The 24,837-nt window shown below is 52.8% G+C and carries 24 protein-coding genes; 14 read left to right on the top strand and 10 right to left on the bottom strand.

Translation table 11 applies throughout. The annotated features are described in order from the left end of the window. Window positions 1–98: 98 nt before the first annotated feature. Together TRICHSKD4_RS04370 and TRICHSKD4_RS04365 are read left to right on the top strand one after the other, a co-directional pair. Window positions 99–1,208, top strand: a complete 1,110-nt coding sequence (locus tag TRICHSKD4_RS04370) for an ATP-binding protein (protein ID WP_009466226.1) — start codon at window positions 99–101, stop codon at window positions 1,206–1,208. 9 nt (window positions 1,209–1,217) lie between these two features. Continuing rightward, a complete protein-coding gene (locus TRICHSKD4_RS04365; RefSeq protein ID WP_009466225.1) occupies window positions 1,218–3,434 on the top strand; it encodes a S8 family peptidase in 2,217 nt (738 codons plus the stop codon). A gap of 115 nt (window positions 3,435–3,549) precedes the next feature. Here the strand turns inward: TRICHSKD4_RS04365 and TRICHSKD4_RS04360 are convergent, their stop codons facing one another. Continuing rightward, window positions 3,550–3,777 carry a hypothetical protein gene (locus TRICHSKD4_RS04360; RefSeq protein ID WP_009466224.1) on the bottom strand — a complete coding sequence of 76 codons (228 nt, stop codon included), beginning with the start codon at window positions 3,775–3,777 and terminating at the stop codon, window positions 3,550–3,552. Window positions 3,778–4,054: 277 nt separating this feature from the next. Between TRICHSKD4_RS04360 and TRICHSKD4_RS04355 the strand changes: the two genes are divergently transcribed. Beyond that, window positions 4,055–4,897, top strand: a complete 843-nt coding sequence (locus tag TRICHSKD4_RS04355) for a DNA adenine methylase (protein ID WP_009466223.1) — start codon at window positions 4,055–4,057, stop codon at window positions 4,895–4,897. A gap of 316 nt (window positions 4,898–5,213) precedes the next feature. Here the strand turns inward: TRICHSKD4_RS04355 and TRICHSKD4_RS04350 are convergent, their stop codons facing one another. Next, window positions 5,214–5,471 (bottom strand): hypothetical protein, encoded by a 258-nt coding sequence (locus TRICHSKD4_RS04350; RefSeq protein ID WP_009466222.1) that lies wholly within the window; start codon window positions 5,469–5,471, stop codon window positions 5,214–5,216. A gap of 253 nt (window positions 5,472–5,724) precedes the next feature. On the opposite strand from TRICHSKD4_RS04350, the gene TRICHSKD4_RS04345 reads away from it, so the two are divergent. Continuing rightward, on the top strand, window positions 5,725–7,644 hold the full coding sequence (locus TRICHSKD4_RS04345; protein ID WP_208992990.1) for a BTAD domain-containing putative transcriptional regulator: 1,920 nt from the start codon (window positions 5,725–5,727) through the stop codon (window positions 7,642–7,644). Between the two features lie 16 nt (window positions 7,645–7,660). On the opposite strand, the gene TRICHSKD4_RS04340 is transcribed toward TRICHSKD4_RS04345, so the two are convergent. Both TRICHSKD4_RS04340 and TRICHSKD4_RS04335 read right to left on the bottom strand, forming a co-directional pair. Further along, window positions 7,661–7,957: a hypothetical protein gene (locus tag TRICHSKD4_RS04340; RefSeq protein ID WP_009466219.1), complete on the bottom strand. Its 297-nt coding sequence runs from the start codon at window positions 7,955–7,957 to the stop codon at window positions 7,661–7,663. Between the two features lie 110 nt (window positions 7,958–8,067). After that, on the bottom strand, window positions 8,068–8,355 hold the full coding sequence (locus tag TRICHSKD4_RS04335; protein ID WP_009466218.1) for a hypothetical protein: 288 nt from the start codon (window positions 8,353–8,355) through the stop codon (window positions 8,068–8,070). An 82-nt stretch (window positions 8,356–8,437) separates the two neighbouring features. Here TRICHSKD4_RS04335 and TRICHSKD4_RS04330 point away from each other — a divergent pair, with 82 nt between their 5' ends. Further along, on the top strand, window positions 8,438–9,973 hold the full coding sequence (locus TRICHSKD4_RS04330) for a YcaO-like family protein (RefSeq protein WP_139051956.1): 1,536 nt from the start codon (window positions 8,438–8,440) through the stop codon (window positions 9,971–9,973). Window positions 9,974–10,155: 182 nt separating this feature from the next. Here TRICHSKD4_RS04330 and TRICHSKD4_RS04325 read toward each other — a convergent pair whose 3' ends face one another. Next, on the bottom strand, window positions 10,156–10,725 hold the full coding sequence (locus tag TRICHSKD4_RS04325) for a CAP domain-containing protein (protein ID WP_009466215.1): 570 nt from the start codon (window positions 10,723–10,725) through the stop codon (window positions 10,156–10,158). Continuing rightward, window positions 10,716–11,543, bottom strand: a complete 828-nt coding sequence (locus TRICHSKD4_RS04320; protein WP_040616157.1) for a phosphodiesterase — start codon at window positions 11,541–11,543, stop codon at window positions 10,716–10,718. The genes TRICHSKD4_RS04325 and TRICHSKD4_RS04320 overlap by 10 nt, the downstream gene beginning before the upstream one ends. Window positions 11,544–11,717: 174 nt before the next feature. Between TRICHSKD4_RS04320 and TRICHSKD4_RS04315 the strand changes: the two genes are divergently transcribed. From TRICHSKD4_RS04315 to TRICHSKD4_RS04300, 4 genes are read left to right on the top strand one after another with little or no spacing between them, the layout of a single operon-like run. After that, window positions 11,718–13,481 carry a glycosyltransferase family 39 protein gene (locus TRICHSKD4_RS04315; protein ID WP_009466213.1) on the top strand — a complete coding sequence of 588 codons (1,764 nt, stop codon included), beginning with the start codon at window positions 11,718–11,720 and terminating at the stop codon, window positions 13,479–13,481. A 9-nt stretch (window positions 13,482–13,490) separates the two neighbouring features. Beyond that, entirely contained in the window at window positions 13,491–14,420 is a 930-nt protein-coding gene (locus tag TRICHSKD4_RS04310; RefSeq protein WP_009466212.1) for a phosphatase PAP2 family protein, read from the top strand. Beyond that, window positions 14,417–15,220 carry a glycosyltransferase family 2 protein gene (locus TRICHSKD4_RS04305; protein WP_009466211.1) on the top strand — a complete coding sequence of 268 codons (804 nt, stop codon included), beginning with the start codon at window positions 14,417–14,419 and terminating at the stop codon, window positions 15,218–15,220. The genes TRICHSKD4_RS04310 and TRICHSKD4_RS04305 overlap by 4 nt, the downstream gene beginning before the upstream one ends. 15 nt (window positions 15,221–15,235) lie before the next feature. Further along, complete coding sequence (locus TRICHSKD4_RS04300) at window positions 15,236–15,550, top strand: lipid-A-disaccharide synthase N-terminal domain-containing protein (RefSeq protein ID WP_009466210.1); 315 nt, start codon at window positions 15,236–15,238, stop codon at window positions 15,548–15,550. A gap of 33 nt (window positions 15,551–15,583) precedes the next feature. Here TRICHSKD4_RS04300 and metC read toward each other — a convergent pair whose 3' ends face one another. Beyond that, on the bottom strand, window positions 15,584–16,762 hold the full coding sequence (gene metC / locus TRICHSKD4_RS04295; RefSeq protein WP_040616282.1) for a cystathionine beta-lyase: 1,179 nt from the start codon (window positions 16,760–16,762) through the stop codon (window positions 15,584–15,586). A gap of 601 nt (window positions 16,763–17,363) precedes the next feature. Between metC and TRICHSKD4_RS04290 the strand changes: the two genes are divergently transcribed. From TRICHSKD4_RS04290 to TRICHSKD4_RS04275, 4 genes are all read left to right on the top strand, one after another. Continuing rightward, entirely contained in the window at window positions 17,364–18,380 is a 1,017-nt protein-coding gene (locus tag TRICHSKD4_RS04290) for an amino acid ABC transporter substrate-binding protein (protein WP_040616280.1), read from the top strand. Between the two features lie 250 nt (window positions 18,381–18,630). Beyond that, entirely contained in the window at window positions 18,631–19,809 is a 1,179-nt protein-coding gene (locus TRICHSKD4_RS04285) for an amino acid ABC transporter permease (protein WP_009466206.1), read from the top strand. An 11-nt stretch (window positions 19,810–19,820) separates the two neighbouring features. Beyond that, on the top strand, window positions 19,821–20,975 hold the full coding sequence (locus TRICHSKD4_RS04280) for an amino acid ABC transporter permease (protein WP_009466205.1): 1,155 nt from the start codon (window positions 19,821–19,823) through the stop codon (window positions 20,973–20,975). Between the two features lie 67 nt (window positions 20,976–21,042). Next, on the top strand, window positions 21,043–21,846 hold the full coding sequence (locus tag TRICHSKD4_RS04275) for an amino acid ABC transporter ATP-binding protein (RefSeq protein WP_009466204.1): 804 nt from the start codon (window positions 21,043–21,045) through the stop codon (window positions 21,844–21,846). A 77-nt stretch (window positions 21,847–21,923) separates the two neighbouring features. On the opposite strand, the gene TRICHSKD4_RS27910 is transcribed toward TRICHSKD4_RS04275, so the two are convergent. Then, a complete protein-coding gene (locus tag TRICHSKD4_RS27910) occupies window positions 21,924–22,700 on the bottom strand; it encodes a helix-turn-helix transcriptional regulator (protein ID WP_009466203.1) in 777 nt (258 codons plus the stop codon). A 312-nt stretch (window positions 22,701–23,012) separates the two neighbouring features. Here TRICHSKD4_RS27910 and TRICHSKD4_RS04265 point away from each other — a divergent pair, with 312 nt between their 5' ends. Next, window positions 23,013–23,444, top strand: coding sequence for an META domain-containing protein (locus TRICHSKD4_RS04265; protein WP_139051955.1), 432 nt, complete (start codon window positions 23,013–23,015; stop codon window positions 23,442–23,444). A 54-nt stretch (window positions 23,445–23,498) separates the two neighbouring features. Here the strand turns inward: TRICHSKD4_RS04265 and sseA are convergent, their stop codons facing one another. Both sseA and TRICHSKD4_RS04255 read right to left on the bottom strand, forming a co-directional pair. Further along, the gene (gene sseA, locus TRICHSKD4_RS04260) at window positions 23,499–24,353 is read right to left on the bottom strand and encodes a 3-mercaptopyruvate sulfurtransferase (protein ID WP_009466201.1); all 855 of its coding nucleotides are present in this window, start codon (window positions 24,351–24,353) and stop codon (window positions 23,499–23,501) included. Continuing rightward, window positions 24,350–24,835, bottom strand: a complete 486-nt coding sequence (locus TRICHSKD4_RS04255; RefSeq protein ID WP_009466200.1) for a GFA family protein — start codon at window positions 24,833–24,835, stop codon at window positions 24,350–24,352. Before TRICHSKD4_RS04255 ends, sseA begins: the two co-directional genes overlap by 4 nt. Window positions 24,836–24,837: the final 2 nt, after the last annotated feature.

Raw genomic sequence — 24,837 nt, 5'->3', positions numbered from 1 at the left:
TGAAATTTCTAAAGTGGAAGAATAAAGGGTTTGTAAAATAATTTCCTCCCAGTTATGTTAGTGACCAGCTAAGACAAATAAATAATTGGGATAAAAGAATGGCAGATAATGATGAAATCGAAAAGGATTTCGTCCACCTTGCGAGGGTGGCGCTGTCAGGGCGCACTCAAGACGTTCTGACGTATCTGCATCGAATAGCGAAGCGCCGCAGTCTGAATAAGCAATTCTCAGGTGCCTTGATAGAGCTACTTCGCAAAAACCCCACGCGAGCATCGCCCTTGCGCAAGGGTATGGAAAAGGCTTTGCCGACCGACACTGATTCTCGCTTCCAGCTGTTGAGGGTTGAGGACACCCCGTTACTGCAAATGGAGCCAGTCTACACGGAGCATGTCCAAAGCACGTTGTCCCGCCTTGTGAACGAGAGGCAAAACCTCGGCGCATTGCTTGAGGCAGGATTAGAGCCGACAAGAACGGTTTTATTCACAGGCCCTCCCGGCGTCGGAAAGACTCTAGGTGCACGCTGGGTTGCACGCGAGCTCGGGGTTCCGCTCATTATCCTCGATCTGTCTGCTGTGATGAGCAGCTATCTCGGGCGCACAGGATCCAATTTGAGGCATGTGCTGGATTACGCAAAATCCGTTGATTGCGTTCTTCTGCTCGATGAGTTGGACGCGATCGCAAAGCGCCGCGATGATGCCGGAGAGATCGGAGAGCTAAAGCGACTGGTCACGGTTTTACTTCAGCAGCTGGATGATTGGCCTTCGTCCGGCCTACTCATCGCAGCCACCAACCATTCAGATCTGCTTGATCCCGCAGTATGGCGGCGCTTCGAACAACCTATCGACTTCGCTCTGCCGGAGGAAGCCGGGATACGTGCGTTTTTGGGGGCGCTGCTTGAAGAGGTCGCGCCGGATATGTCCGCCTGGGTCGACATCCTTTCGGTCTCTTTGATCGGGCGATCCTATAGCGACATCGAACGCGAAGTCACCCTTGCGCGCCGCTCCGCTGCACTGAATGGCAAAGGGCTGGATCATTACCTTTCCCAGCTCGTCGCATCTGACAATCACTCGAAACAGGAGCGCATTGAAATCGCGGTCCGGCTAGTCAGGAATGGTCTGGTGACCCAAAGAAAAGCGCATGAAATCACGGGGGTCGCGCGCGATACGATCCGCATACATTTGAAGAACAATGAAGTTTTAAAGGATTAAACAATAGCGATGAGCAAACAGAATTTTCTTCTGGGTCGGGGTGAACGCCTCACTAACAATATCGTCGTCAAAGGCGGAGGCGCTCCGAAGGAGCCCCCTTACACATTCAACGAGGCTCGCAGCAGGCTTTCGCCAATGGTCACCGAGGCGTCATCGCGCATTGATGATCTTCCTCAAGCGGCTTGCCCGGGTGATGAGGCAGTTATCTCACTGACGCTAAATCCAGAATACATCGCAAAGTCCTTTTTCCCCTATGAACTCATGCGGGATGTGGGTATCGAAGTGATTGGTAGCCGCCCAAAGAAGGCAACCCCAGCTAAGCGATCGCGAGGCAGGGAGCCCGAAGAAGCCGTAACGACTGAACTATTCGCGAAAGGCCGTAGGTCTGCTATTCGCTCATGGAGCCAGCAACTTCCAAATTGGCGCGCAAATAGAGGAAGCGCGAATGCACTTATTTCTATTGAGGAGGTCTTAGCACCAGTTCCTCACGCCAAAATCAAAGGGTCTTTGCCCGAGCGAGGGCGAATGGCACTGGAGACTGTACTGCATGCCAACGAGCTTGAGCGCGTTATGCTTGAAGCTTTTGAGGAATATCTTCAAGTCCAAGAAATCGAAGTAGAACTCGGCCGACGTTTCTTCGCCAAAGGTCTTTGCTTTCTCGAGCTCGACGCGCCTGTGGAGAGAGCAGATGACATCGCGCTTTTTACCGGTGTTAGAACATTGAGGCAAATGCCCGGCTTAAGAATCCTACGGCCGACCATTCGTTCGGCAGGGATCCCAACAACTGATCTGGTGCTACCCTCCGAAGGACCCGTGTCAGAAGATGTCCGGGTCGCAATTTTTGATGGTGGTATACCGGATAACCATCCTTTGACCCAATGGGCGACACCCTATGAGCTACCCGGAATGCTCCCAGCGACAGAAGATGACCTGTCGCACGGTGTTGGTGTGACATCTGCGGCGTTGTTTGGACACATCAACACCAAAGAACCTTTGCCACGCCCCTATGCAAATATTGATCACTATCGGGTCTTGGACGAAGCGCCGGGACAAAACCCACACGAACTGTACGAAATCCTCGAGAGGATTGAAGGGGTGTTGTCGAGCCAAGAGTATGATTTCATCAATCTGAGTCTCGGCCCTTGCCTCCCAATCGAGGATGATGATGTTCACGCTTGGACCGCCGTGCTGGACGACCGTCTTTCAAGAGTATCCACACTGGCAATGATAGCAGTTGGAAACGATGGGGAAGGGGACGCCATACTCGGCTTGGACCGCGTTCAGGTTCCGTCCGACTGTGTCAACGCGTTAGCAATTGGTGCCTGCGATACTCCTGGAGAGGATTGGCAACGCGCACTCTACAGTTCGAAGGGACCGGGGCGTAGCCCGGGTCTTGTGAAGCCGGATCTGGTCGATTTCGGGGGCGAGTTCAGTCGCCCCTTCGTCGTTGTCGCACCCGACGCGATACCTTCGCTCACAACGACGGGTGGCACATCCTTCGCCACGCCAAGTGTGTTGCGGTTGGGTGCCGGCATTCGCGCTCACTTCGGAGGCAGCCTGAACCATCTCGCCATCCGTACTCTCCTTGTGCATACAAGTGAGGAAGGTGGCCAAGATCACAAAGAAATCGGTTGGGGGCGTGTTGCGCGCAGTTTGGACGACGTCATCCTTTGTGATGACGACACGGTTCGGGTCGTTTACCAGGGCGAAATATCCCCGGCCAAGTATATCCGTGCAGCAATTCCTGTTCCGTCAACGCAAATGAGCGGTATGGTCTCTATTACAGCCACGCTCTGTTACAAGACCCAAACAGATCCGCATCACCCCGGAAACTATACGCGAGCCGGATTGGAAGTGACTTTCCGCCCCAACGACACAAAATATTCGCGCGACGAGCAGGTCCATCCCAATTCCGACAGCTTCTTTGGCTCGTCTCTACCGGGTGCGACGGAAGATGAATTGAGGCACGATGCCTGGAAGTGGGAAAACTGTCTTCATGCGGTCAAACGCAAACGCGGCAGTTCTTTGATCAACCCCTGCTTCGACATCCACTACAATGCTCGGCTTGAAGGGCGCAATTATGCTCCTCCTGAAAAATTGAGCTACGCGATGGTGGTCTCTGTACAAGCGAAGGGTGTAGCTGATCTCTACGATCAGGTCGTACGTCAATATGCGACACAGATCGAGCCGCTGCGGCCAATTTTGGAAGTACCAATCCGCACCTGACAACTTGAGATGCGCAAAAAGGAGTTCAAGTTTCCATTGCGATTCCGGACATTGCGTCGCTTGGCGGCGATGACCTTCTGGGCATCGCACCTTATCGCAATTGGCGAGTGAAGCCTTATCCCTCCCTCGCGATACGCTTGAACTCTCGCCTGACAGCCTCTTTGGCCGCTTCCTTGGTGTCTTCAATGCCTTGCGCGCGGGCGTGGGTGTCGTTGACGAACCAATACCAACGCTTACCACCTGCCTCCAGATAAACACGCGCCTGAAGGCCCGGTACCTTGTCACAGGTTGCTATCCCGTCATTGGCCTTATCTGGCCATGTTGCGCGCCACTTCAGATCCATTCTTGAGCATAGCCCTGTTCATTTGTTCTTATTATGTTCTCATGAACTGATTGACCGAACGTGTCCAGAACGCGGCTCGCCGCATCACCAAAATTCTAAAAGTTTCCCGGTTGAATTGACGCGGGAGATCCGGAGCGCGCCAACGCTCCGGAAATCGGCAGTCCGACAAGACTTTATGCCGATCGATGTCACACAAGCATTCCATCGCCCCCGCGATCAGACCCAAAGGTCCGATTCTGCGCTGCTGCAGATCGCGGGTGTTTAGGAGTGTGAAGAGATGGAGTCAAACCTCTTTGGGGAACGTGAGAACAATGGTGTCGCGCCAGTTGCGCCTTGGATTGGGGGCAAGAGGAACCTTGCCAAGCGCCTTATCCGGCTGATTTCTGCGGTCAAACATGACCTTTATGCCGAAGCCTTTGTCGGGATGGGTGGTGTCTTTCTACGCCGCAAGTTTGTGCCAGGTGCAGAGGTCATAAACGACTATTCCGGCGAAGTGGCGAACCTGTTCCGGATCCTGCAGCGCCATTATCCGCAGTTTCTCGATTGCCTGAAGTTCCAGATCACCAGTCGGCGCGAGTTCGACCGCCTGCAGCGTGTCGATCCATCAACGCTCACCGACCTGGAGCGGGCTGCTCGGTTTCTCTACCTTCAACGCACCGCATTTGGCGGAAAAGTCGCAGGGCAGAACTTTGGCGTCTGCGCAGAAAGGGGAGGCCGGTTTAACCTCACCAGCCTGGTGCCAATTCTGGAAGATGTTCACGAACGGCTCGCGGGTGTCGTGATTGAGAACCTGAGCTTTCAGGACTTCATTCCGCGTTATGATCGGCCAGAGGCGCTGATCTACTGCGACCCACCATATTTCGGCTGCGAGGATGACTACGGTAAGGAGATGTTTGCCCGGTCTGACTTTGAAGTCCTGGCGGACCTGATGCGCGGTGCTGAAGGAAAGGTCATCGTCTCGATCAATGATACGCCGGAAATAAGAGAAACGTTTGAAGGCCAACCAATGTTGCCGGTTAACGTGACTTATTCGATTTCAGAGAGTGCGCCAAAGGAGTTTGGCGAATTGATCATCACGAACTTCGACCATCCGTTGATAATTGGAGATGCCACGCTTTAAGCCGAAATTGGGTGCGGGATAGATTCGAAAATCTATTGTGATATCAATCCCTCAATTAGCGGCACTAAACAAGGTGCGGGACAAAAAAGGTCAATTAATTCAATGATCTTTTCCCCCCTGCCGGGGTCGCCAAACCTCCAAAATACCGAAATCTGCTGACCCGTTCGGTCATGCGCAAAGACTGAGCAAAAAAACATCGTTACGCCGTCAGCGGCGCAACGATGGTCAAAGTTGGGAGAGGACGCTGCTAGCGCTCCGTTCGGGACATGCTGCACTCACCAGTTGGGTCAATGCTCATTACCCCGAACGTTCCGCTTTAAACATTATTCTGCGCTTGCTTTTGAGCCTGCGCTGCCGGGAAGGGAAGAGGCGTTACTCGTGATTTGACCAGCGCGTTCATTTCTTCTGAGTCATCCGCAAGGGCATTGAGAGCCATATCGAGAAAATAGGCGCAGAAAGTCTTGCCGTCCTTCTCCGCTTGCCGCTTGGTGAAATAAATCATGCGCTTTAGGGATTCGTTCCCGCACTCGTCCAAAAAAGTGTCAGATGAAGTCGGGTCAGAAAAATTTGACATTGGTTGCCTGCCGTTACCAAAAAAAATCAATTGATCTGTCGATCTACGATACGAAGCCTAACATGGTTTTGCCCCGTGAAATTAGCGTGATATATTTTGCAGGCTCTGCTCTCGCATAATTGAGGCTCATGCATTATCGCCGTTTTCTGGCTCTTTTAACTCAATTGATGGCACTTGAATTATGAATAAAAACGTTACGTTTCATAGCTTGGGAGCGCCATCATTGACTGATGAGATGGGGCAGGCGATTCATGTGAAAACGAGGAAAGCACTTGCGCTTTTAACCGTGCTTTTGCGTCGAAACAGCCAGCCTGTGGCTAGAGAGGAAATCGCGGACCTGTTTTGGAGCGCCTCGGACCGGGATCGGGCATCGCAGTCTCTGCGGCAGGCATTGAGGCAGGTTCGTCTCCTCGAAGATGCCTGTGGTATTCCGTTTCTTGAGGCCAAACACACGTATCTCGCCGCGCACGCCGGACCTCTCAATTGGGATGTCCCAACCCTGTTCCAGCTGCTTCAGCAAGGAAATGGTGCGTCTCTGGAAACAGCGCGTGATCTCTGGAAAGGGCCGTTTCTGGAAGGGTACGATACACTGGACCCGAATTTCGGCGACTGGCTTGCTGTGGAGCGGGAAAACATTCGTTGGCAAGCAGTTGAAAGATTAGTTGAGCTGTTTAGCGGTGCGGAAAGGTCTGGAAATTCCGTCATTTTGGAAGTTGCAGCGCGCTTTGTTGTCGACATAGATCCAGGACATGAGATCGCGCACGAAGCCCTTCTTCGATACTATCGGGAAACTGGCCAGATGGAGCTTGCCCAGCATCAATTAAGTGCTTGCGAGCGCGAGGTGAACCAAAAGTCAGGTCTCGCTGCCAATGCACGAAAAGCAATTGAAACCAGTCGTCAAACGGCGCTACTCGCCTCGGGCCAGTCGAGTGCACGGTCCGAAAGGTCTCAAGACTTAAATTTCTTACCGGAAGGTGATGATGTCATTCGTCTTCCCAAGATCGCAATTGCATCAATTGCGGTCCAGAAGAAAGGGGATGCAAAGGCCAGAGCGCTACGCGATGAAATCGTCAACGGTCTGTCATCCTATCAATATTTCGATCTCTATCAGGCAGATTATGAAGAGCCGGGAGGCGTTGCTGCTTTGGCGCGCCTCGATGATGGGGAATTGGGAAGTTATCTTCTGCGCTTTCGCACTGAGTGCGAACTGGAAAAAGTGTATCTCCAGTTTGAAGATCGGCAATCCGGCAAGATCCTTTTTCATGATGTGGTTGATCTAAGCGACTGGTCTACCAGTTGTGAGGCGCGGCCCTTGGCGTTTCATTCCGTGAATCGCATCCACTCTCAAGTACTGCATCGCCTGAGAAATCCTCGCAACACCGCTCCATTCGCCAAATGGTGTCAGGCCGAAGCCATGCTCTGGGAATTCTCCCGCACTGCGGATGAGAAGGCCTTGCGGATATTGAACGATCTTGAGCGCCAGTGTCCGCAGTTTTCCTTGACCTATGCGGGCAAGGCATCCATCGAAATGAAGCAGCTGCTTTATTACGCGGTAAAAAACGCGTCAGACGTCCCGCGGATCGAAGAGGCCGTGATGCTCGCTGAAAAAGCAGTCACGCTTGATCCATGGCAGTCAATCAATCAAAGGCTATTTGGATGGGCTCTTGTCCTGTGTGGGGCAACGGAGGACGCTGGCAACGCGTTCTCGGAAGCATCGCGCCTTAATCCGATGGATCCGAGCAATCTCATGTCGGTAGCTGAGGGACTGGCGGCACTTGGGCGCTATCAAGAAGCCGTCAAATATGCAGAAAAGGCACTTTCTACCTTCACGTTTCCGCCCCGGATCGTGAATGAGTATATGGCAAACATCTATTTTGCTGCCGGCGACTATGAACGCGCAATTCAGTTTGGTGAACGCGCGCCGCTTGGAAGTCTGATCAGTTTGGCAACGCGGGTTTCAGCCTTGATGTGTGTTGGGCGAGAAAGTGAAGCGCGAAGTGTTTTGCAGCTGTACAGAGGTAAGTACGAAAACCTGCTGTCCTCCGACCTTTTCGCGGAAATAAATGATGCCTCCTGGGATCAGCGGATTAACATCTTCCAAGATCCTCGAGTGCGGCACAATTATCAGGTCGGGGCCAGTTTGGTTCGCCGGTCCGTTCTTGGTGAAGCGTGATCAGCGACTGTTTCAGTTATGACAGGTTTGTTGTGGGCACAAGGCGAGCAACTCCAGCCAGATATTCCGGGTCACATTCCGCAACCTTTTGTTCATTCAGGCGGTAAGGAAGTGCGATCATCGGGGTGTTCTGTGCGCCGTCCACGACATTGAAATTGAATAACTGCAGCGTGACATCAGGAAGAGCCGCTTTTTTCAAGACCTCTTGAGGGTTCTGCATAAGTTCGGCTTTAAAAGCGGGGTCTGTAGCTGCTTTTGCCAAAAGGCGCCCAAGCGCAGACACCTTTGACTTGTGATAGGGAAAACGCGCCATATCAGCCCTCAGATTATGGGATATTGGTAATCGGTAATCAGAATGGGATTGCCGCGCCAACCTGATGTCGGAGTTGGTTGGCGCAGCTCACGGGAGTGGACCCGGATGCCCTATTCTGGAATATCTTCATACATGCAGGCGCTTAGGGCCAATTGTCCCAGTTCCTCGAAATAGGCTTCATCATTAGCGACAATTCGATCAACATCGACTTGAGCCGGTACAACCAGATGAATTGTGTCGGCAGTATCTGCAAGCACAACGAGGTTGTTTGGTAATTCCGAATTTGTAAGGACTTGTTTCGGGTTTTGAATGAAATTCTCGCGCGTTTCGTCTGAACCGATAATAGACGCTAATTCTTTTCCTGCGACTAAGGATGAATTGCTAGTGAAAATGCTCATCTGTAGACCTCCAATTTAATTTCAATACAGAAATGGGTGCTGTATGTGACCCAGAGGCGCAGTTATTCTTCCGACTTTGTTCGTGACGGCAGTGTGTTTACTTGCGCCGTATTTCAGTTTTGATCCGTTGAAGGTGGTTAAATCAACCAGTTTGCGTATTTCGTCTAATATAGATACTTATGGTTGTTTTTTGGTGGGCGTCGATTGGGCATATGAAAAAATGAGGGACGGTTTGTCGGTTCTAGGAGGGCTCTTCTCAGAACCGAAAATTCAAAAACAAGCGGGTGTCAAAAACAGTCTCTACCACGACCTAGTCGCGCTCGGCTTAATCGTGATCGATGACGAAGGGCCTCGTTTTTCATCACTACTACCCAGCCGCACGTATGACTTGTTTTCGAAGGTGCTCGATCCGAGGTTTTTGCGCCTGCGAAACGTTCGATTGCCCGGATGTCCGATCGTCTTCTGTACGGGAATTTGGTCGGAAACGCCCGACACAAACGGCGAAGGCTTCCGACAGCCACTTAAGATCGTCGCGGGGGGGCAGGGAGAAAGTACTGCGGCGGCATTCTTGTCCTGTATTGGCGAAATTGCTGAGCGACTTAGTCTTCAAACCGCTCCAGATGGCGATGAACACAGGATAAATACAGTTTCAAGAAAAGTGCGAGATTTGGAAGCGAGCGCGTTTCTAGGGTTTAGCAAGCGGCAAGTGTCGAAAGCGGTCCTGGCAGCTGACGGGAAGCATCGGAAGGACGCAAACGCCTTGGATTCGTTGAATTCGGCTTCTGCGAGACGGATCAAAATCGAAAGTCTGAACTCCGGTGAAATAGCCCAGCTCCCGTCACTGTGCGGCTTATTTGGTGAGGCAGAAAAGTGGGGCCTATCTGGAAGCGCGAGTACGTCTGGTGCCGCTGTCCATCAGACGCAGGAACAGGCATTCAAAGGAGCATTTCTCGAGGCGGTTGAACGAGACGTTTTTGCTCCGGCTTGGTACAACCGCTTGGGGATAAACCTCCTTCAACCGCAACAGATTGCCCAAAATTTAGGCGAAAAACACTGGCAGTATTTGCAGTGTAGAGAACGACAGTGTGCCTTTTTTTGTGTCCCGACCCAATTCAGCGTGCACGTTGCCGGGGCGGTGTCTGCTGATCCGGACGGATTCGGCGCTGCCATGGGGGTTTCAGCTGGTTTGACGCTTCACGAAGCGGTTCGCAGCGCTTATCAGGAAATGTTGCAAAGCGAGGTGTCGCAGTCTTTTTCGAAATTGTTTGAGCAACAATCCGGAGCCTCGTCACCCGCAGTTGCATATGGCCGGAGACATCGGCTTTTATCGGACCTGTGCGGCAGCGGGCGGTATTTTGAAGTCGATGGGGACTGGAATACCGAGTATTCGTTTCAAGATCTTATTGACAGCTACATTGCCGCTGGCATCTCGATTTGGAAATTTGATGCAACGCACCCAGTGCTCAATGTCCCTTGCGTTAAAATCCTGTCGCCGGACCTTTGTAGTCTGGAGCCACGTTTTGGCAGAGTGAGACTGTATCCCGAAGAGGTCCGTCACTGCTCCGCGAAACGGGACGCTCTTGAAAAGACATATTCTGAGCGTGTGTACCCTTTTTAGGTGTGGTTGGAAGCGCCCCCCGTTGACAGGTCTGACGTCACGGTCTATTCAATAAATATGAGTATAAAACTCAACTTATGAGTTTTGTTCTCACTGGCGATTGCCGGTGCCCTTCGGGGTCTCTGGAAACCTTACTTGGGCGGGCGTTTTAGCCCGCCTCTTTTTTCGCGCAAAACCCGTCATTATTGGCGGATATCAGGCCTTCCTGCACTTTCAGGTCGAGCAAGCGTAAGAGCCCAAAAATTGCGCCATTTTCCGTTTGAGCGAACCGTACGCCCAATGCCAATTTGCGTAACATAGGGGTTGAGAAGGTTCTTGTTGTGGCCTTCTGAGCCTTTCCAGCCATCAAAGGCGGCTTGAAGGTCAGCGTAACCGGCGCCAAGATTTTCAGCCGCTGCGTAATTCTTGTAATCGGCCTTGTCGAGGCGGCTGGACAGTCCAAAATCCGAATGCGCCCATGTGTCCATGCTGTCTCTCTTGGCAATATGAAACGCCATGTCGACGGATACCCGGTTGAGGGTTTGGTCGATTTCCAGAGCGGGCAACCCATTCTCGCTTCGGTAGGCGTTGATAAGCGAAAGAAGCGCGTCCTGATTGACTGCGACCTCTCGGATAACCGGTTGCTCAGTCGTTTCAGGTTTTTGCGGCAGGACGCTACAAGCTGACAGGAGCGTTGCAACGAGGGCTGCTATGAGCGCGGATACAGCGTGTCTCTGAATCAAAGGTGGTGTAGTGCCTGTGTTCATGGCCATGAGATGCCTTCGTCAGCAACGAATGAAAAAGGACCGGGAGCCTGCTCAACGAATGCTGTATGTGTTGCGATTGATCCATCTGGTGTTGTGACATGTATATAGTACTGTGCAGGTTCAAGCCTGAAATGCGCCGGTGCGTCTTTTGAAAAGTCCAACGCAGAATTATGCGCTGTGCTCGGCGCCAACGTAACAACAGTTCCGGCAAATTCCGCTGTGACTGCCCGATGCGCATGGCCGCACATGATGCGTTTCACATGCGAGTGGCGTTGGACAACGTTTCCCAAAGCATCAGCGTCTTTCAGGCCGATAGTGTCCATGAAGTGCATACCCGTTTGAATTGGGGGATGATGAACGGCAATGAGGGTAGGGGCTGTGTTGGCGGATAAAGCAGCCTCAAGCCATAACAATTGGTCTTCTCCAATCTGACCATAGGGCTTGCCCGGAATTGAACTGTCTAGCGCGACCAACTGTAGTTCGCCGATTTGCGCTGTATAGGAAAGCTTCGGCTTTTGATCCGCCGCCCTTATTCCTGGATAATCCTTAAAGGCCTGCGCCATGGCAAGTGTACCGTCATGATTGCCCGGGACGACATAAACGGGCATGGGCAACCGGGATAGTATTTCCCGGGCAAGGTCATATTCCCGTGGATCGTTTCCATCCGTCAGATCACCTGTCACCACAACTGCATCTGGCATTTGTGGCAGATTCTTCAGGGCGAGTACCGCGCGCTCGGCAAACATGTTTGTATCGCTAACGCGAAAACAGGTGGCGCCACGGGGTCTTAAATGCAGATCGGATATTTGGGCAATGAGTGTCATGAAAGGGCAATCTCGTTTGTCGAACAGTGCCCTGCGACGATATCGAAGTAACGTCTCAGCACAAGTGAGTGTTTCCCTTTTCCGCAAGCTCATGTAGGACAGACCCCAACATGAAAGGGATCGCGTCGTGCTTTTGCCAGCCTTGCGCGACCCGTGAATAGACCAGGTCTCGGAATGACTGAAACCAGCTCCACGGAAAATGAACCGACTGCCGTCCCCGTAACCGAAACAACAGGTGCTACGTCTGTAGAGCAGAAAAAGCCATTGTGGTTACGCTTGTTTGGCCACGACCTGTCTGCACCGCTGTTGCTTCTTGCGCTTGCGCTGGTTTTCTTCGTGCCGGGGCAGTGGACGGTTCCGCCACTGGATCGTGATGAACCGCGTTACACCCAAGCCACCAAGCAAATGATGGAAACCGGCGATTATGTTGATATTCGGTTTCAGGATCAGGCGCGGCACAAGAAGCCCGTCGGCATTTATTGGATGCAGGTCGCTGCGGCAAAAGTAATCGGAGATGGGCCTGATAGTCCGCTCTGGGTTTATCGGTTGCCGTCGCTGATTGGCGCTGTTCTCGTCGTTTTGGCTGGGTTCTGGATGGCGAGAGCCTTCATGGGCGCGCCGGGTGCCTTGTTGGTCGGCCTCTTCCTTGTATCGGCCATTATTCTGGGTGTGGAAGGGCGGCTTGCCAAAACCGACGCAATGCTCTTTGCCTCGATTGTGATTGCTCAAGGTGCGTTAGCGCGAATTTGGTTGTCCGAAAAAGACAAGCGCTTGTGGGGGCTTGGCTTTGTTTTTTGGACAGCTTTGGCGATAGGCATCATGGTCAAGGGGCCTGTGGCCCCAATGGTGGTCGGCTTTACCGTGGCGGGGCTCATGCTCTTGTCCAGAAAAGTCAGATGGTTTCAGGCAGCGTCACCCATTATCGGTTTCTTGTGGATGATCGCCCTTGCATCCCCTTGGTATATCGCTATCGGGCTCGCAACCGATGGAGCCTTCTTTACAGAGGCTATTGGCAAGGATCTTGTCGGTAAAATCGGGCAAGGACAGGAAAGTCACGGAGCGCCGCCGCTGACGCATTTGGGAGCAATGCTCGGCGTGTTTTGGCCTTTACCCGCCTTTTTTGTATTGGCCCTGCCAGTCATCTGGCGAGAGCGGAAAAGCCCTTTGGTGCTTTTTGCGGCAGCTTGGTTCCTCCCGTCGTGGATAGTGTTTGAGTTGGTTGCGACCAAATTGCCGCACTACACGATGCCACTTCTACCAGCTTTGGCTTTGGCGACTGCTGCAGCACTGGTTGATGGGGCGGGCACCCAAAGCGCGCGCTGGCATCGTTGGGTTTCGGCAATTTTGCTGGCTGTTCCGGCAATTGCCGTAGCGGGCGCAAGCTTCGGCGGGCCTATTGCCCTTGGTGTTTGGCCGTCTCCTCCCGGTGTTGTGATCGCTGTCCTCGGAGCCATTTTGTCGCTGATCGCAGCAAGTCGTATCGTTGCAGCGGTTCCGCTCAAGGCTATGTCAGTCGCCATAGGAGCAGCTGCGTGTATATCCGTTGGTGTGTGGGGATTTGTCGGCCCGGCTTTGACGCCAATTTGGGTGAGCCCACGTTTGGCGTCCGCAATTGATGCTGTGCCCGGGTGCACAACCAAGGCCGTTACAACAACAGGTTTTCACGAGCCGAGCTTTATTTTTCTGCAAGGGACCGATACGAAGATCGTTCCAGCTGAGGAGGCGGCCAGCCTCCTTTCAGAAAATGACAATTCAGGCGATGGGCATTGCCGCATTGCCGCCATAGAAAGCCGGGAGAAAACAGCGTTTCTGGAAGCTGCAAAGGCAAAGGCACTTGTGCCTGAGCTGGTTGGCGAGGTAGACGGCCTCAACATCAATGGCGGTGACGACGTTGTGATAGGTCTTTATCGGGCCAAACAACCGACTAATGAAGAATAAAAGGGTGTTATGGAAAAGTCTGGTTTTACTGATCGGGTAAAATTTATTCTCAACCGCATGCGGAAGAACTTCGCACGGGTGACAACGACCATTTCCTCCCGAAAACAAAGATCGGTGGACTTTGTTGATCCCTTGCGTCCAGGACAACGCCCTCAGGATTTGCTGGCTGTTCTGCTGTTGACGGTTGGCGTAGCTGTCGTCGCTTTCGATATTCCAACCTATCCTTGGATCCGGTCTCTGCCGGGTGAGTATCGCGCCACCTTTGCGGCCTTTACAGATTTGGGGAAGGCGCACTGGATTTTGTGGTCGACCGGTCTCACCTGTCTTTATTTGTTGGCGATCAAAGCTAACGAACTGACCTTCCGCCTGCGCATGGCAGTTGGTGCGGTTTTTACCTATGCCGGATTTGTTTTTTACTGCGTTGCTGCAACCGGCATTCTGGCCATCATTTTCAAATGGGGCTTGGGTCGTGCCCGTCCCAAGCTTTATGAACAAGTCGGCCCGGTGCATTTCGACATACTCGCCCTGCACGGTTCGTACACCAGCTTCCCGTCTGGTCACTCCACAACAGTTGCAGCACTTGCCATGGCATTGGCGCTGATTTTCCCGGCCTATCTCTGGCTGATCGCGGTCATTGCCTTTTGGGTGGCATTCAGCCGTGTCATGGTCGGGGCGCATTTCCCAAGCGATGTCATTGCCGGAACGCTGCTCGGGATGACATTCACCTACTTCACGGCCCGTGCCTTAGCCCGACGCCGTATTGGCTTTGCTTACAACAAAGACGGCAGCATTGAGCCAATCATGAGCTCACGATCTGCCAATGCGTGCGCCCGCGCCGTCTGGGATGTTGTAAGAGGCCGACGTCGTGCATGGCGCTATGAGCAAGCGATAGCGACATCGGAAACGGCCAAGGGTGCTGCGGAGCAAGAAACGTCATGACACGCAGCTACGCGGAATTTCTGGCCGAGTATCCCGGAAATCTAGATGTTTCGGTCGTGGTTCCAGCCAAGAATGAAGCAGAGAATCTTCCCATTCTGCTTGATGAAATTGGTGCTGCGTTGTCAGGGCGGACATTCGAAGTGCTCGTCATAGATGACGGATCAACGGATGAAACAGCAACTGTTCTGGCTGAATACGCCAACGCCAATCCGTGGCTCCGGCCTTTTTCCCATGCCTCTTCATGCGGCCAGAGCTGCGCTGTCAGAACCGGTTTGCAGAACGCGCGGGGCAAGGTTGTTGCCACCATTGATGGAGATGGTGAGAACAATCCTGCCTATATACCGCAATTGCTTGATGCCCTAGAAGCGGCTGGACCCAAAACAGCCTTGGCCGCTGGTCAGCGCGTTGGTCGTAAGGCAAGCCTTGCAAAGCGTCTTGCTTCCAAGTTTGCCAATCGTGTGCGCGGAGCGATTTTGAAGGACAACACCCGGGACAGTGGCTGTGGGTTGAAGGCGCTCCGCCGTGAGGTCTTTTTGCAGCTGCCCTATTTTGACAGTTGGCACCGCTTTTTGCCCGCACTTGTCATCCGCGAAGGGTATGGTGTGGTCCACATCGATGTGGAAGACCGCAATCGCCGATTTGGAACATCAAAATACGGCATCTTCGACCGGGCCCTGATCGGAATATTGGATCTCATCGGGGTGTGGTGGTTGAGGCGGCGGCGGAAGAACCTTCCAAATGTGTCTCCGATTGCTGGTGAGACGGGAAACCGGACAGCTGCCAAAGCGGTAACGGACTAAAACGACGAGAACGCCATGAACGCGCTATATGATTGGCTTTACACTGTTTTTGTAGAGCGATTTGATTTCTGGATCATTTTGGGTTTCTTCGCCCAGGCAATGTTCATGATGCGCTTTGTCGTGCAATGGGTCGCATCCGAACGCGTCGGACGCTCTATCGTTCCAGTCGCCTTCTGGTTCTTCTCTTTGGCAGGCGGTTCTCTGCTGTTGATCTACGCCATTCAGCGCCAAGACCCGGTGTTCATTGCAGGGCAGGGCCTCGGCTTGCTCATTTATTTCCGCAATCTCTGGCTCATCTTCCGCGAAAAAAGAAAAGACCCGACAATCTGACGGGCCTTTTCGTTGAGTCAGATCTGTTGAGCTTTACTGAAAAGCGGATTCCAACGCTTGTTCCAAATCTGCAATGAGATCTTGTGGATCTTCCAGACCGATGTGGAGGCGGGCGGACAGGCAGTCCGGGTCAATATCGGTCGTGGTCCGGATGCCTTTCAGTTTCACTGGAATAGCGAGACTTTCAAACCCACCCCATGAATAGCCAAGGCCAAAGAGATTGAGCGAGTTGAAGAAATGGTTCGATTGCTCTTTCGTGGTGCCTGCTTTGAAATCAAAAGCGAACAAACCCGACGCACCAGAAAAGTCTCGCTTCCAAAGATGATAGCCGGGGTCGCTTTCCAGCGCTGGATAACGGATGGCAGCCACTTCATCGCGGTCCTTCAGCCAGTTAATGACCGACATGGTGTTCTTGAAGTGACGTTCGAATCGCACTGACAGGGTGCGCAGGCCTCGAAGCGCGAGGTAGACGTCGTCTGGAGCGACATGAACACCCATAGCACCGTAGACAGTGTCGAGCGCTCCCCAGGCTTTTTCGCTCGCGGCAATGGTTCCGAGCATGACATCGGAATGGCCAACGATGTATTTCGTTCCCGCCTGAATGGAGAGGTCAACGCCAAGGTCTATCGGTTTGCAATAAAGAGGGCTGGCCCACGTATTGTCCATCAAGACGGTTGCGTCGATTGTTTTGGCAGCTGCCGACAAGGCGTGAATATCTTGCATTTCAAAAGTCAAAGACCCCGGCGCTTCAAGGAACAATGCCGCGGTGTTCTCTTTGAAAAGCCCCTTAATATCGGTTGCCCGGGTGGGATCATAATACGCTACCTCGACATTCATCTTTGGCAGTACGGTGTCTGCGAAATGGCGGGTAGGACCATAGGCGGTGTCGGGGATGAGAAAATGATCACCAGTTTTCAGGCAGGAAAGACATGCCAGTGCCACGGCATTGAGCCCGGACGTTGCGAGCCGCGTTCCCGCCGCGCCTTCCAGCTCTGTGATGGCATTTTCCAACGCCTCTGTTGTTGGTGTTCCGCGCCGACCGTAGGTGTAGCTTTGATTGCCTGTTGCCATGGTCTCAACGTCTGGAAACAGAACCGTAGATGCATGCACCACAGGCGGATTCACAAAGCCATGGAACTGATCCGGATAGCGTCCAACATGGGTGAGCTGGGTGTCGGTTTGATAGTTTTTTCCAGACGTTTTTTTATCCATGAAGACCAACTTTTGAAGGTGTTTTGAAAGAAGCGGCAGGGTGTGGATATTTTCCAAGCCGCGGTCCGAAGGAAGGCAGCAGTTTAGCTTTTGATCACCAAAGATCAATCAGCGCAAGACTGGCCAGCCCGAGCTTCGAAAATAGCGCTTGCTTCAGATTGAATATCTGGCGGGAACAAGAGGGAATTACCTGCCTGAGTAGAAAAAAGTGGTGCGGTAGACGGTGAGTTCTTGGCAATAAGAGACATAATCGCACTAGACAATGGCTGTAAGTCAAAGGATTGAAGCTTGGGGTGGTTGGGTCAAGCAACAAGATTTCGTTTGTTCCCCTTATGTGCGACCTAAACTGTCCGTGAAAGCCAGTTTAATTGATTAAATATATCCATTCGTATCACGCAACCTCTTGACCCTTACGCATAAATGCCATCGTATGTGCCTGTTGGTACGGAAGTCTGATGCCCGGAGGAACCGACCTTTGTCTTAGGTTGGACGCGGACTTGGGATGCGATCTTCGGATTTGCTGACGAGATGGCGTGGAGGGTTCGGCTTCAAAAAGTACCAATGCAAAAACAATGTGGGTAACAATAAAGGCTGCATATCCATGTCAAAAAAATTTCTTCCGCTTGTTCTGGGCGCTGCAATGGGCGTTGCTGCAACAAGCGCTTCTGCTGCAACTCTGGACGATGTTAAAGCCAAAGGCTTTGTTCAGTGCGGCGTGAGCCAGGGCCTTCCAGGCTTCTCTAACCCGGATTCCCAAGGTAACTGGACCGGTCTCGACGTTGACGTTTGCCGCGCAATGGCCGCTGCAATCTTTGACGATGTGAACGCTGTAAAGTTCACCCCGCTGTCTGCTAAAGAGCGTTTCACTGCTCTGCAGTCAGGCGAAATCGACGTTCTGTCCAGGAACACCACCTGGACAATGACTCGTGACACATCTCTGGGTCTGAACTTCGCTGGCGTGAACTACTACGACGGTCAGGGCTTCATGGTTCGTAAGGACCTCGGCGTTACCTCCGCTCTGGAACTGTCCGGCGCATCTGTCTGCACCAACACCGGTACAACAACCGAGCTGAACGTTGCTGACTACTTCCGTGCCAACAACATGCCGTACGAAATCGTTGCCTTCGAGAAAGCCGACGAGGTTGTTGCTGCATACGATGCCGGTCGTTGTGACGTTTACACCACGGACGCATCCGGCCTGTACGCTCAGCGCCTGAAGCTGACCAACCCGGGCGACCACATGGTTCTGCCGGAAATCATTTCCAAAGAGCCTCTCGGACCGGTTGTTCGTCAGGGCGACGATCAATGGTTCAACTTGGTCAAGTGGACTCTCAACGCAATGATCAACGCTGAAGAGCTTGGCGTAACATCTGCAAACGTTGACGACATGAAGGGTTCCGACAACCCGAGTGTTAAGCGTCTTCTTGGTACTGAAGGTGCATATGGTGAGAACATCGGCCTGACCAACGACTGGGCTGCTCGCATCATCAAGCACGTTGGTAACTACGGCGAAAGCTTCGACGCCAACGTTGGTCCGGACACACCGCTTGGTATCGCACGTGGCGTAAACGCTCTGTGGTCAAAAGGCGGCGTTCTGTACGCACCGCCAGTACGCTAATCCGCTGAGCGGGTCTTAATGCCGGGCCTCGGTGGCAAGTTTGCTGCCGGGGCCCTAAGAACAGGCCAACAAGGTGCGGGGCTTTCAGCCAATAAGCACCAATGGCTTTGAAAGAGGGTAGCTGTTTCCGCCGACGGGGTGATAACCGCAACAAGCGGAGTGTTTTAGGAAACAGCTTGGCTAGCAGCTTAACGCCAGCTCACATGACCGGCTGGCCCGATGGCTGCAGCGAGAAATCGGGCGAGGACATATGTCAGATACGGCAGACGCGCCACCGCGCGCATCGCTGTTGAATGACCCCAAGGTACGTGGACTGTTCTACCAAGTTCTACTGGTAGCATTTCTGGTCGCCGGCGGGTGGTTCATAGTTTCGAATACGGCAGCGAACCTGGAGAGACAAAATATCTCCTCCGGCTTCGACTTCCTCAAAAATACGGCTGGCTTCGGTATCAGCCAGACCCCAATCGAATATTCCGAGACTTCCAGTTATGGGCGCGCGATTGTAATCGGCTTCCTTAACACGCTTCTTGTCGCGGTTTTCGGGATCTTCTTCGCCACAATCATCGGGTTTGTGGTCGGGATTTCAAGGCTCTCTACCAACTGGGTTATCTCCAAGCTGGCCTATTGGTATGTGGAAATTGTGCGGAACGTACCGCTGCTTCTGCAAATCCTGTTCTGGTATCTGCTTCTTATTGAAAGCACGCCTAGTCCCCGCAAAAGCGTTGAGCTTGGTGCTGGTGCCGTTTTGAACAATCGCGGGTTCTTCTTGCCAAAGCCGATTTGGGGAGATGTGGCGGTCTATTCTCTTGCCGCTCTCATTATCGGCATTATCGCGACATTCGTGATCCGGTCATGGGCCCGCAAGCGTCAGGAATTGACGGGACAGCAATTCCCGGTCGGCTTGACCGCGCTCGGTGCAATCATTGGCTTTCCGTTGCTGGTTTTCCTGATCACAGGTCTCCCGGTTCAGTTCGAATACCCGGTTCTGAAGGGGTTCAACTATGTTGGTGGACAACGGCTGATCCCTGAGTTTTTGGCTCTGTTGTTTGCGCTGTCGATCTACACAGCAGCGTTTATCGCGGAAATCGTCCGGGCCGGTATTCAGGCAGTCAGCCATGGCCAAACGGAAGCCGCACATGCACTTGGATTGCGGAACAGCCCGACCTTGCGTCTGGTGGTCATTCCTCAGGCCATGCGCGTGATGATTCCGCCCATGACCAGTCAATATCTGAACCTGACAAAGAACTCATCTCTCGCGGTTGCGATCGCGTTTCCGGATCTCGTGGCAAATGGCCAGATCGTCATGAACCAATCTGGTCGTGCGATTGAAATTGTCGGGATCTGGATGGTTGTTTATCTGTCACTCAGCCTGGGCACGTCTGCCTTCATGAACTGGTACAACAAGCGCATGGCGCTGGTCGAACGGTAGGAGCGGATCAAATGGCAAACGCTGAAATGTTTCACGTTCGTACGGAAGAGGCGCCGCTACTGCCGGCTCCTGTTTCCACCACCGGTGCAATTGGCTGGATGCGCCAGAATCTGTTCTCCTCTATCGGGAACACGATCCTGACCGTAATCGGCATCTTTATTGCCTATTCGATGATCATGCCGATTATCCAGTTCGCATTTATCGACGCGGTTTGGACAGGTGAAGACAGAACCGCCTGTCTTGCTGCCGAACCGGGCGAAAAGGTTGGTGCATGCTGGGCCTATGTTGGTGCCTACATGAAGCAGTTCATCTACGGTCGATATCCGTATGAAGAACTTTATCGGGTAAACATCGTCTATGGCTTGTTCGCTCTGCTTCTCATCCCGTTGGCCATGCCGAGTGTTCCGGCCAAGGGTCTGAACGCCTTCCTGTTTCTCGTGATGTTCCCGATTGCTGCCTATTACCTCCTGACCGGGTTGGAATTTGGCTCATTCGTTGTGTTCCCGATTGTTGAAACAGCAGTCTGGGGCGGCTTGTTGGTGACGTTGGTAATCGCGGTAACGGGCATTGTTGCATCGCTCCCGTTGGGGGTCGCCTTGGCTCTCGGACGGCGGTCGCAAATGCCGATCATCAAGCTGGTATCGATCATCTTCATCGAGTTCTGGCGGGGTGTGCCGCTCATTACAGTGCTGTTCATGGCGTCTGTGATGTTGCCGTTGTTCTTGCCCGAAGGTGTGAACTTCGACAAGTTGCTGCGCGTGCTGATCGGTGTGACACTGTTCTCGGCCGCATATATGGCTGAGGTGGTGCGCGGTGGTTTGCAGGCCATCCCGAAAGGTCAATATGAAGGTGCGATGGCGCTTGGGCTGCGTTTCTGGCCGATGATGTATCTAATCATTTTGCCGCAGGCGCTGAAGCTCGTGATCCCGGGCATCGTGAACACTTTCATTGGGCTGTTCAAGGACACGACCCTGGTTCTGATCGTCGGAATGTTCGACCTTCTCGGCCAGATCAAGTCGTCGTTCTCTGACTCGACCTGGGCAACGCCATCCCAAGGACCAACCGGCTACCTGTTTGCAGGTGTTGTGTTCTTCCTTTTCTGCTTTGGCATGTCGCGCTACTCCATTTTCATGGAGAAAAAGCTACACACCGGCCACAAGCGCTAACGGATCGGACTGCTGGGCGGCCTGATCGGTTCGCCCGGCTCTGGATAAGAATTCGGAGTTAAAACTCATGACTGACGCGACAAACATAGGCGACGACTACACGCCAGATCGCTCAAAAATGCAGGTGTCGGATACCGATGTAGCGGTTGAAATCACCAAAATGAACAAGTGGTACGGTGACTTTCACGTCTTGCGGGACATCAATTTGAAGGTCATGCGCGGTGAGCGGATCGTTATTTGCGGACCATCTGGTTCCGGCAAATCCACGATGATCCGTTGCATCAACCGTCTGGAAGAACATCAGGCCGGTAACATCGTAGTCGATGGAATCGAACTGACCGATGATCTGAAAAAGATCGACGAGATCCGCCGTGAGGTTGGCATGTGCTTTCAGCACTTCAATCTCTTCCCGCATCTGACCATTCTGGAAAACTGCACGCTGGCTCCGATCTGGGTTCGCAAGATGCCCAAGAAGGAAGCTGAAGACATCGCGATGCACTATCTGGAACGCGTGAAGATCCCAGAGCAGGCCATGAAATATCCCGGCCAGCTTTCTGGTGGTCAGCAGCAGCGTGTGGCGATTGCACGGTCCTTGTGTATGAACCCGAAGATCATGTTGTTTGATGAGCCAACATCAGCGCTTGATCCGGAGATGATCAAGGAAGTGCTGGACGTGATGGTTGGTCTTGCGGAAGAAGGCATGACCATGCTTTGCGTAACTCACGAGATGGGCTTTGCCCGGAAGGTCGCCAACCGCGTGATCTTCATGGATGCAGGTCAGATCGTGGAGCAGAACGAGCCGGAGCCGTTCTTCACCAATCCGCAGCATGAGCGGACAAAACTGTTCCTCAGCCAGATCCTTCATCACTGATCAGGCGAAGACCACTGACTACAAAATTCGGCCCCGGACATGTCCGGGGCCGTTTTTTTGTCTGGTTCCTACAGCGACTAAAGCGGTGCAGCCTGAGATGCGTAACCGTCAAAGTACTTTCGAATGTGGTCTGGAACTTCAGCGGGGCACAGTTCTATAGGCAGGCGAGCAATTTTCTTGATCAACCCCAAATCTGGTCCAAGTTTCTCCAGAACCAATCCTCCGTTAAATGTGTGGCGTCTTGTGTGCCAGGTCATGGCACTTAACTTGTAACCACGGAACATTTTGGTCGGAGCATCGAGCTTTTTGTAGACCGTAAAAGCAATTGCACGGGTCGTTCCAGCCTGTCCTTGATCGAACACCATAAAGCCGTCCGGTGCGTCGAAAGCTGGGCCAACATACGATACCATTGGGCGCGCGAAGCGCTCGCGGCCCATAGGAATGGTAGGGACTTTTGCTCGCAGAACCCTAGCGCCTCTCGAACTGCGCACCGAAATTAAATGAAGGCGAAACATCCCAGTATTGGTAAGGCATTGTTTCCACTCTGCATAAATACCATCAGGCAACATTGAGCGGCTTACTGGCGAGAGTGAAAAGCCGAGTTCCTCCAAAGTGCTGTTGGCAATTTGCTTGGCAGCGTCAGCGCTTGCGATTTCTTCTAGAGATTGGGTCAGGATCCGCGCATCGACGTCAAAATAGTCACATATTCGGGAAAGGGCTTCGGGCCGAGGCAATGCTGTGCCGGCGAGGTAGCGAGCAAACTTAGTTCGATCAATCCCGATTTCTCTTGCTACGACGCTTACGTTTTTACCGTTCGGAATGAGTTTAGTCAGGTTTTTTAGAGAAGATGGCATTTAGTGTATCGAAAGTCTGTGTCACGATATCTCACTGAAAGACATTCTAAACTTGGTAAGTTGCTACTAACAATAACAACTTACGTTATGTATGGAAATGGGAGTTGCCCGGAGAATTCCATCCACGTTTTGGTAGAGGCCAAAAACCGAAGTTTGCGAAAACCGGAATTTGGGGCACGATAAGTTGCGACAAGGAGCACAACATCGGCTCAGCAATTTCACTTTTTTGCCTTATGCTCGACGAGATTAGCGATTTAGATTGCAGCAGTGGCGCAAGCCGAAGGGTATTGGCAGCAAATACGGATTTACAAAATGACCAATCGATTTTTGAAGTGGGGCGCGTTTTCCTTGTCAGCCTTGGCGCTCAGCGTGGCGGTAAGCCTTCCTCAGGTGCGCGCGAACGGAACTGCGCCCGTAGTGCTGGTTGGCACTTGGAAAGCTGAAGAAATTGCCGGCGAACCGGTCAATGCAAAAGTGCAATCGACCTTGGGTATCAAACATGACGGCCAAGTCAGCGGTTCAGGCGGCTGCAACAACATTCTCGGGCAGATGGAGGGAGATCGGGACACCGTCTCTTTTGGTCCATTGGCAACGACCAAAAAGTTATGCCCGGACGACGTCATGAAACAGGAATATGCATTCCTATCTGCCTTGAATGAGGCCCGCAGTTACACCGCGAACAAGACGACGCTGGAACTCGTTGATGGCAGCGGTAACCTGCTGGCAAAGTTGGTTCGCCAGTAACACGTTCAATTGTTCCAACGGAAAAAGCCGCTTCAATCGGGCGGCTTTTTGTGTTTATTCAGTGGCGCCTGTCGCAACGGGTGTATCTTCTCGGCTGCCCCATTCGCTCCAGGAACCGTCATAAAGCTTCAGCTTTTTCGCTCCGGAAAGAGTGAGTGCAAGTGTGAGAGCTGCTGCCGTCACACCGGAGCCACATGACGTGATGATCGGTTTGGTCAAATCCAGACCGGCGTCAATGATCATGTTGGAGATCTCGTCGGTTGATTTGATCGTGCCATCTTCCTGCATCAGTTGATTGAAGGGGAGGTTGTGGGCACCGGGCATGTGACCTGATCGCATGCCTTCGCGCGGTTCCGGGTCTTCTCCAGTGAACCGTCCGGCAGGTCGTGCATCGAGGATTTGTGCAGAGCCGTTCTCAACCACCTTCAGAACGTCATTGATATCGGCGAGCGCGCTGGTGTCTAGGCGCGCTGTAAAGTGCCTTTCAGGACGCTTGACCGGAAGATCCTCTAGTGGGCGGTCTTCCGCTTTCCATTTTCGCATTCCGCCATCGAGAATGTAGACGTCTTCGACGCCCATCACCTTGAACATCCACCACACCCGTGGGGCTGAAAACAGACCGATTCCATCATAAACGACAATGCGCGCGCCATCACCAATTCCAAGTCGGCGCATTTTGGATGCAAACACATGGGGGGCGGGCAAGGTATGTGGGAGGCCGGAAGTTGGGTCACTGACTTCATCGATATCGAACCGAATTGCACCGGGGATATGGCCTTCCAAATATTCAGCGTCTGCATCGCGTCCCATCTGCGGCAGATACCAAGAGCCGTCAACGACGATAAGATCGGGCGAAGAAAGGTTTGCCGCAAGCCAATCTGTCGAGACGATAGGAGAGGGAGTTGTCATTCGGTTTCGCCTTCCTTTAATCCGTGCAAGCGATGCCACTCGTCTATCGAGTGCTCCGGGTATTCGGGGAAATGTTTGTGATCAGGCCCGTCGGGAACATCGACCCAGCTTGCCTTGGACCCGAGCATGAGGTGAACGGTTTCGGGTGTCTTTGGCAGGTCGGTGTCAATTGCTGCGGCCAGTGGATGAAGAAGGTCTGGCCAACGGGGATCCCATAACCAGAGATGGGACCCACATTTGCTGCAGAAGTGGCGCTCAGCCGGACTTGCCTTTCCGTCTATATGCGCATGGTAGACTTTTTTGACGTTTTCCTTGTCCTCAACGTCAAGGCTGTTGGCATCTGCCTTCAGGTTGATGGCATAGCCGCCAGCGCCAGTTGTCTTGCGACAGATGGAGCAATAACAGCGGTTGAAGGGATAGTAAGTTCCGCTTTCAACCGAAAACTGAACCGATCCGCAGTGGCAGCTCCCAGACAGGCGCATGT

The organism is Roseibium sp. TrichSKD4 (assembly GCF_000148725.1).
Classification (GTDB): domain Bacteria; phylum Pseudomonadota; class Alphaproteobacteria; order Rhizobiales; family Stappiaceae; genus Roseibium.
This window is presented reverse-complemented; position numbering and strand designations above follow the sequence as displayed.

Coding starts and splice junctions, on each gene's coding strand:
- TRICHSKD4_RS04370 (WP_009466226.1), top strand. CDS start 99: ATGGCAGATAATGATGAAATCGAAAAGGATTTCGTCCACCTTGCGAGG.
- TRICHSKD4_RS04365 (WP_009466225.1), top strand. CDS start 1,218: ATGAGCAAACAGAATTTTCTTCTGGGTCGGGGTGAACGCCTCACTAAC.
- TRICHSKD4_RS04360 (WP_009466224.1), bottom strand. CDS start 3,777: ATGGATCTGAAGTGGCGCGCAACATGGCCAGATAAGGCCAATGACGGG.
- TRICHSKD4_RS04355 (WP_009466223.1), top strand. CDS start 4,055: ATGGAGTCAAACCTCTTTGGGGAACGTGAGAACAATGGTGTCGCGCCA.
- TRICHSKD4_RS04350 (WP_009466222.1), bottom strand. CDS start 5,471: ATGTCAAATTTTTCTGACCCGACTTCATCTGACACTTTTTTGGACGAG.
- TRICHSKD4_RS04340 (WP_009466219.1), bottom strand. CDS start 7,957: ATGGCGCGTTTTCCCTATCACAAGTCAAAGGTGTCTGCGCTTGGGCGC.
- TRICHSKD4_RS04335 (WP_009466218.1), bottom strand. CDS start 8,355: ATGAGCATTTTCACTAGCAATTCATCCTTAGTCGCAGGAAAAGAATTA.
- TRICHSKD4_RS04325 (WP_009466215.1), bottom strand. CDS start 10,725: ATGGCCATGAACACAGGCACTACACCACCTTTGATTCAGAGACACGCT.
- TRICHSKD4_RS04320 (WP_040616157.1), bottom strand. CDS start 11,543: ATGACACTCATTGCCCAAATATCCGATCTGCATTTAAGACCCCGTGGC.
- TRICHSKD4_RS04315 (WP_009466213.1), top strand. CDS start 11,718: ATGACTGAAACCAGCTCCACGGAAAATGAACCGACTGCCGTCCCCGTA.
- TRICHSKD4_RS04310 (WP_009466212.1), top strand. CDS start 13,491: ATGGAAAAGTCTGGTTTTACTGATCGGGTAAAATTTATTCTCAACCGC.
- TRICHSKD4_RS04305 (WP_009466211.1), top strand. CDS start 14,417: ATGACACGCAGCTACGCGGAATTTCTGGCCGAGTATCCCGGAAATCTA.
- TRICHSKD4_RS04300 (WP_009466210.1), top strand. CDS start 15,236: ATGAACGCGCTATATGATTGGCTTTACACTGTTTTTGTAGAGCGATTT.
- metC (WP_040616282.1), bottom strand. CDS start 16,762: ATGGATAAAAAAACGTCTGGAAAAAACTATCAAACCGACACCCAGCTC.
- TRICHSKD4_RS04290 (WP_040616280.1), top strand. CDS start 17,364: ATGTCAAAAAAATTTCTTCCGCTTGTTCTGGGCGCTGCAATGGGCGTT.
- TRICHSKD4_RS04285 (WP_009466206.1), top strand. CDS start 18,631: ATGTCAGATACGGCAGACGCGCCACCGCGCGCATCGCTGTTGAATGAC.
- TRICHSKD4_RS04280 (WP_009466205.1), top strand. CDS start 19,821: ATGGCAAACGCTGAAATGTTTCACGTTCGTACGGAAGAGGCGCCGCTA.
- TRICHSKD4_RS04275 (WP_009466204.1), top strand. CDS start 21,043: ATGACTGACGCGACAAACATAGGCGACGACTACACGCCAGATCGCTCA.
- TRICHSKD4_RS27910 (WP_009466203.1), bottom strand. CDS start 22,700: ATGCCATCTTCTCTAAAAAACCTGACTAAACTCATTCCGAACGGTAAA.
- TRICHSKD4_RS04265 (WP_139051955.1), top strand. CDS start 23,013: ATGACCAATCGATTTTTGAAGTGGGGCGCGTTTTCCTTGTCAGCCTTG.
- sseA (WP_009466201.1), bottom strand. CDS start 24,353: ATGACAACTCCCTCTCCTATCGTCTCGACAGATTGGCTTGCGGCAAAC.
- TRICHSKD4_RS04255 (WP_009466200.1), bottom strand. CDS start 24,835: ATGCGCCTGTCTGGGAGCTGCCACTGCGGATCGGTTCAGTTTTCGGTT.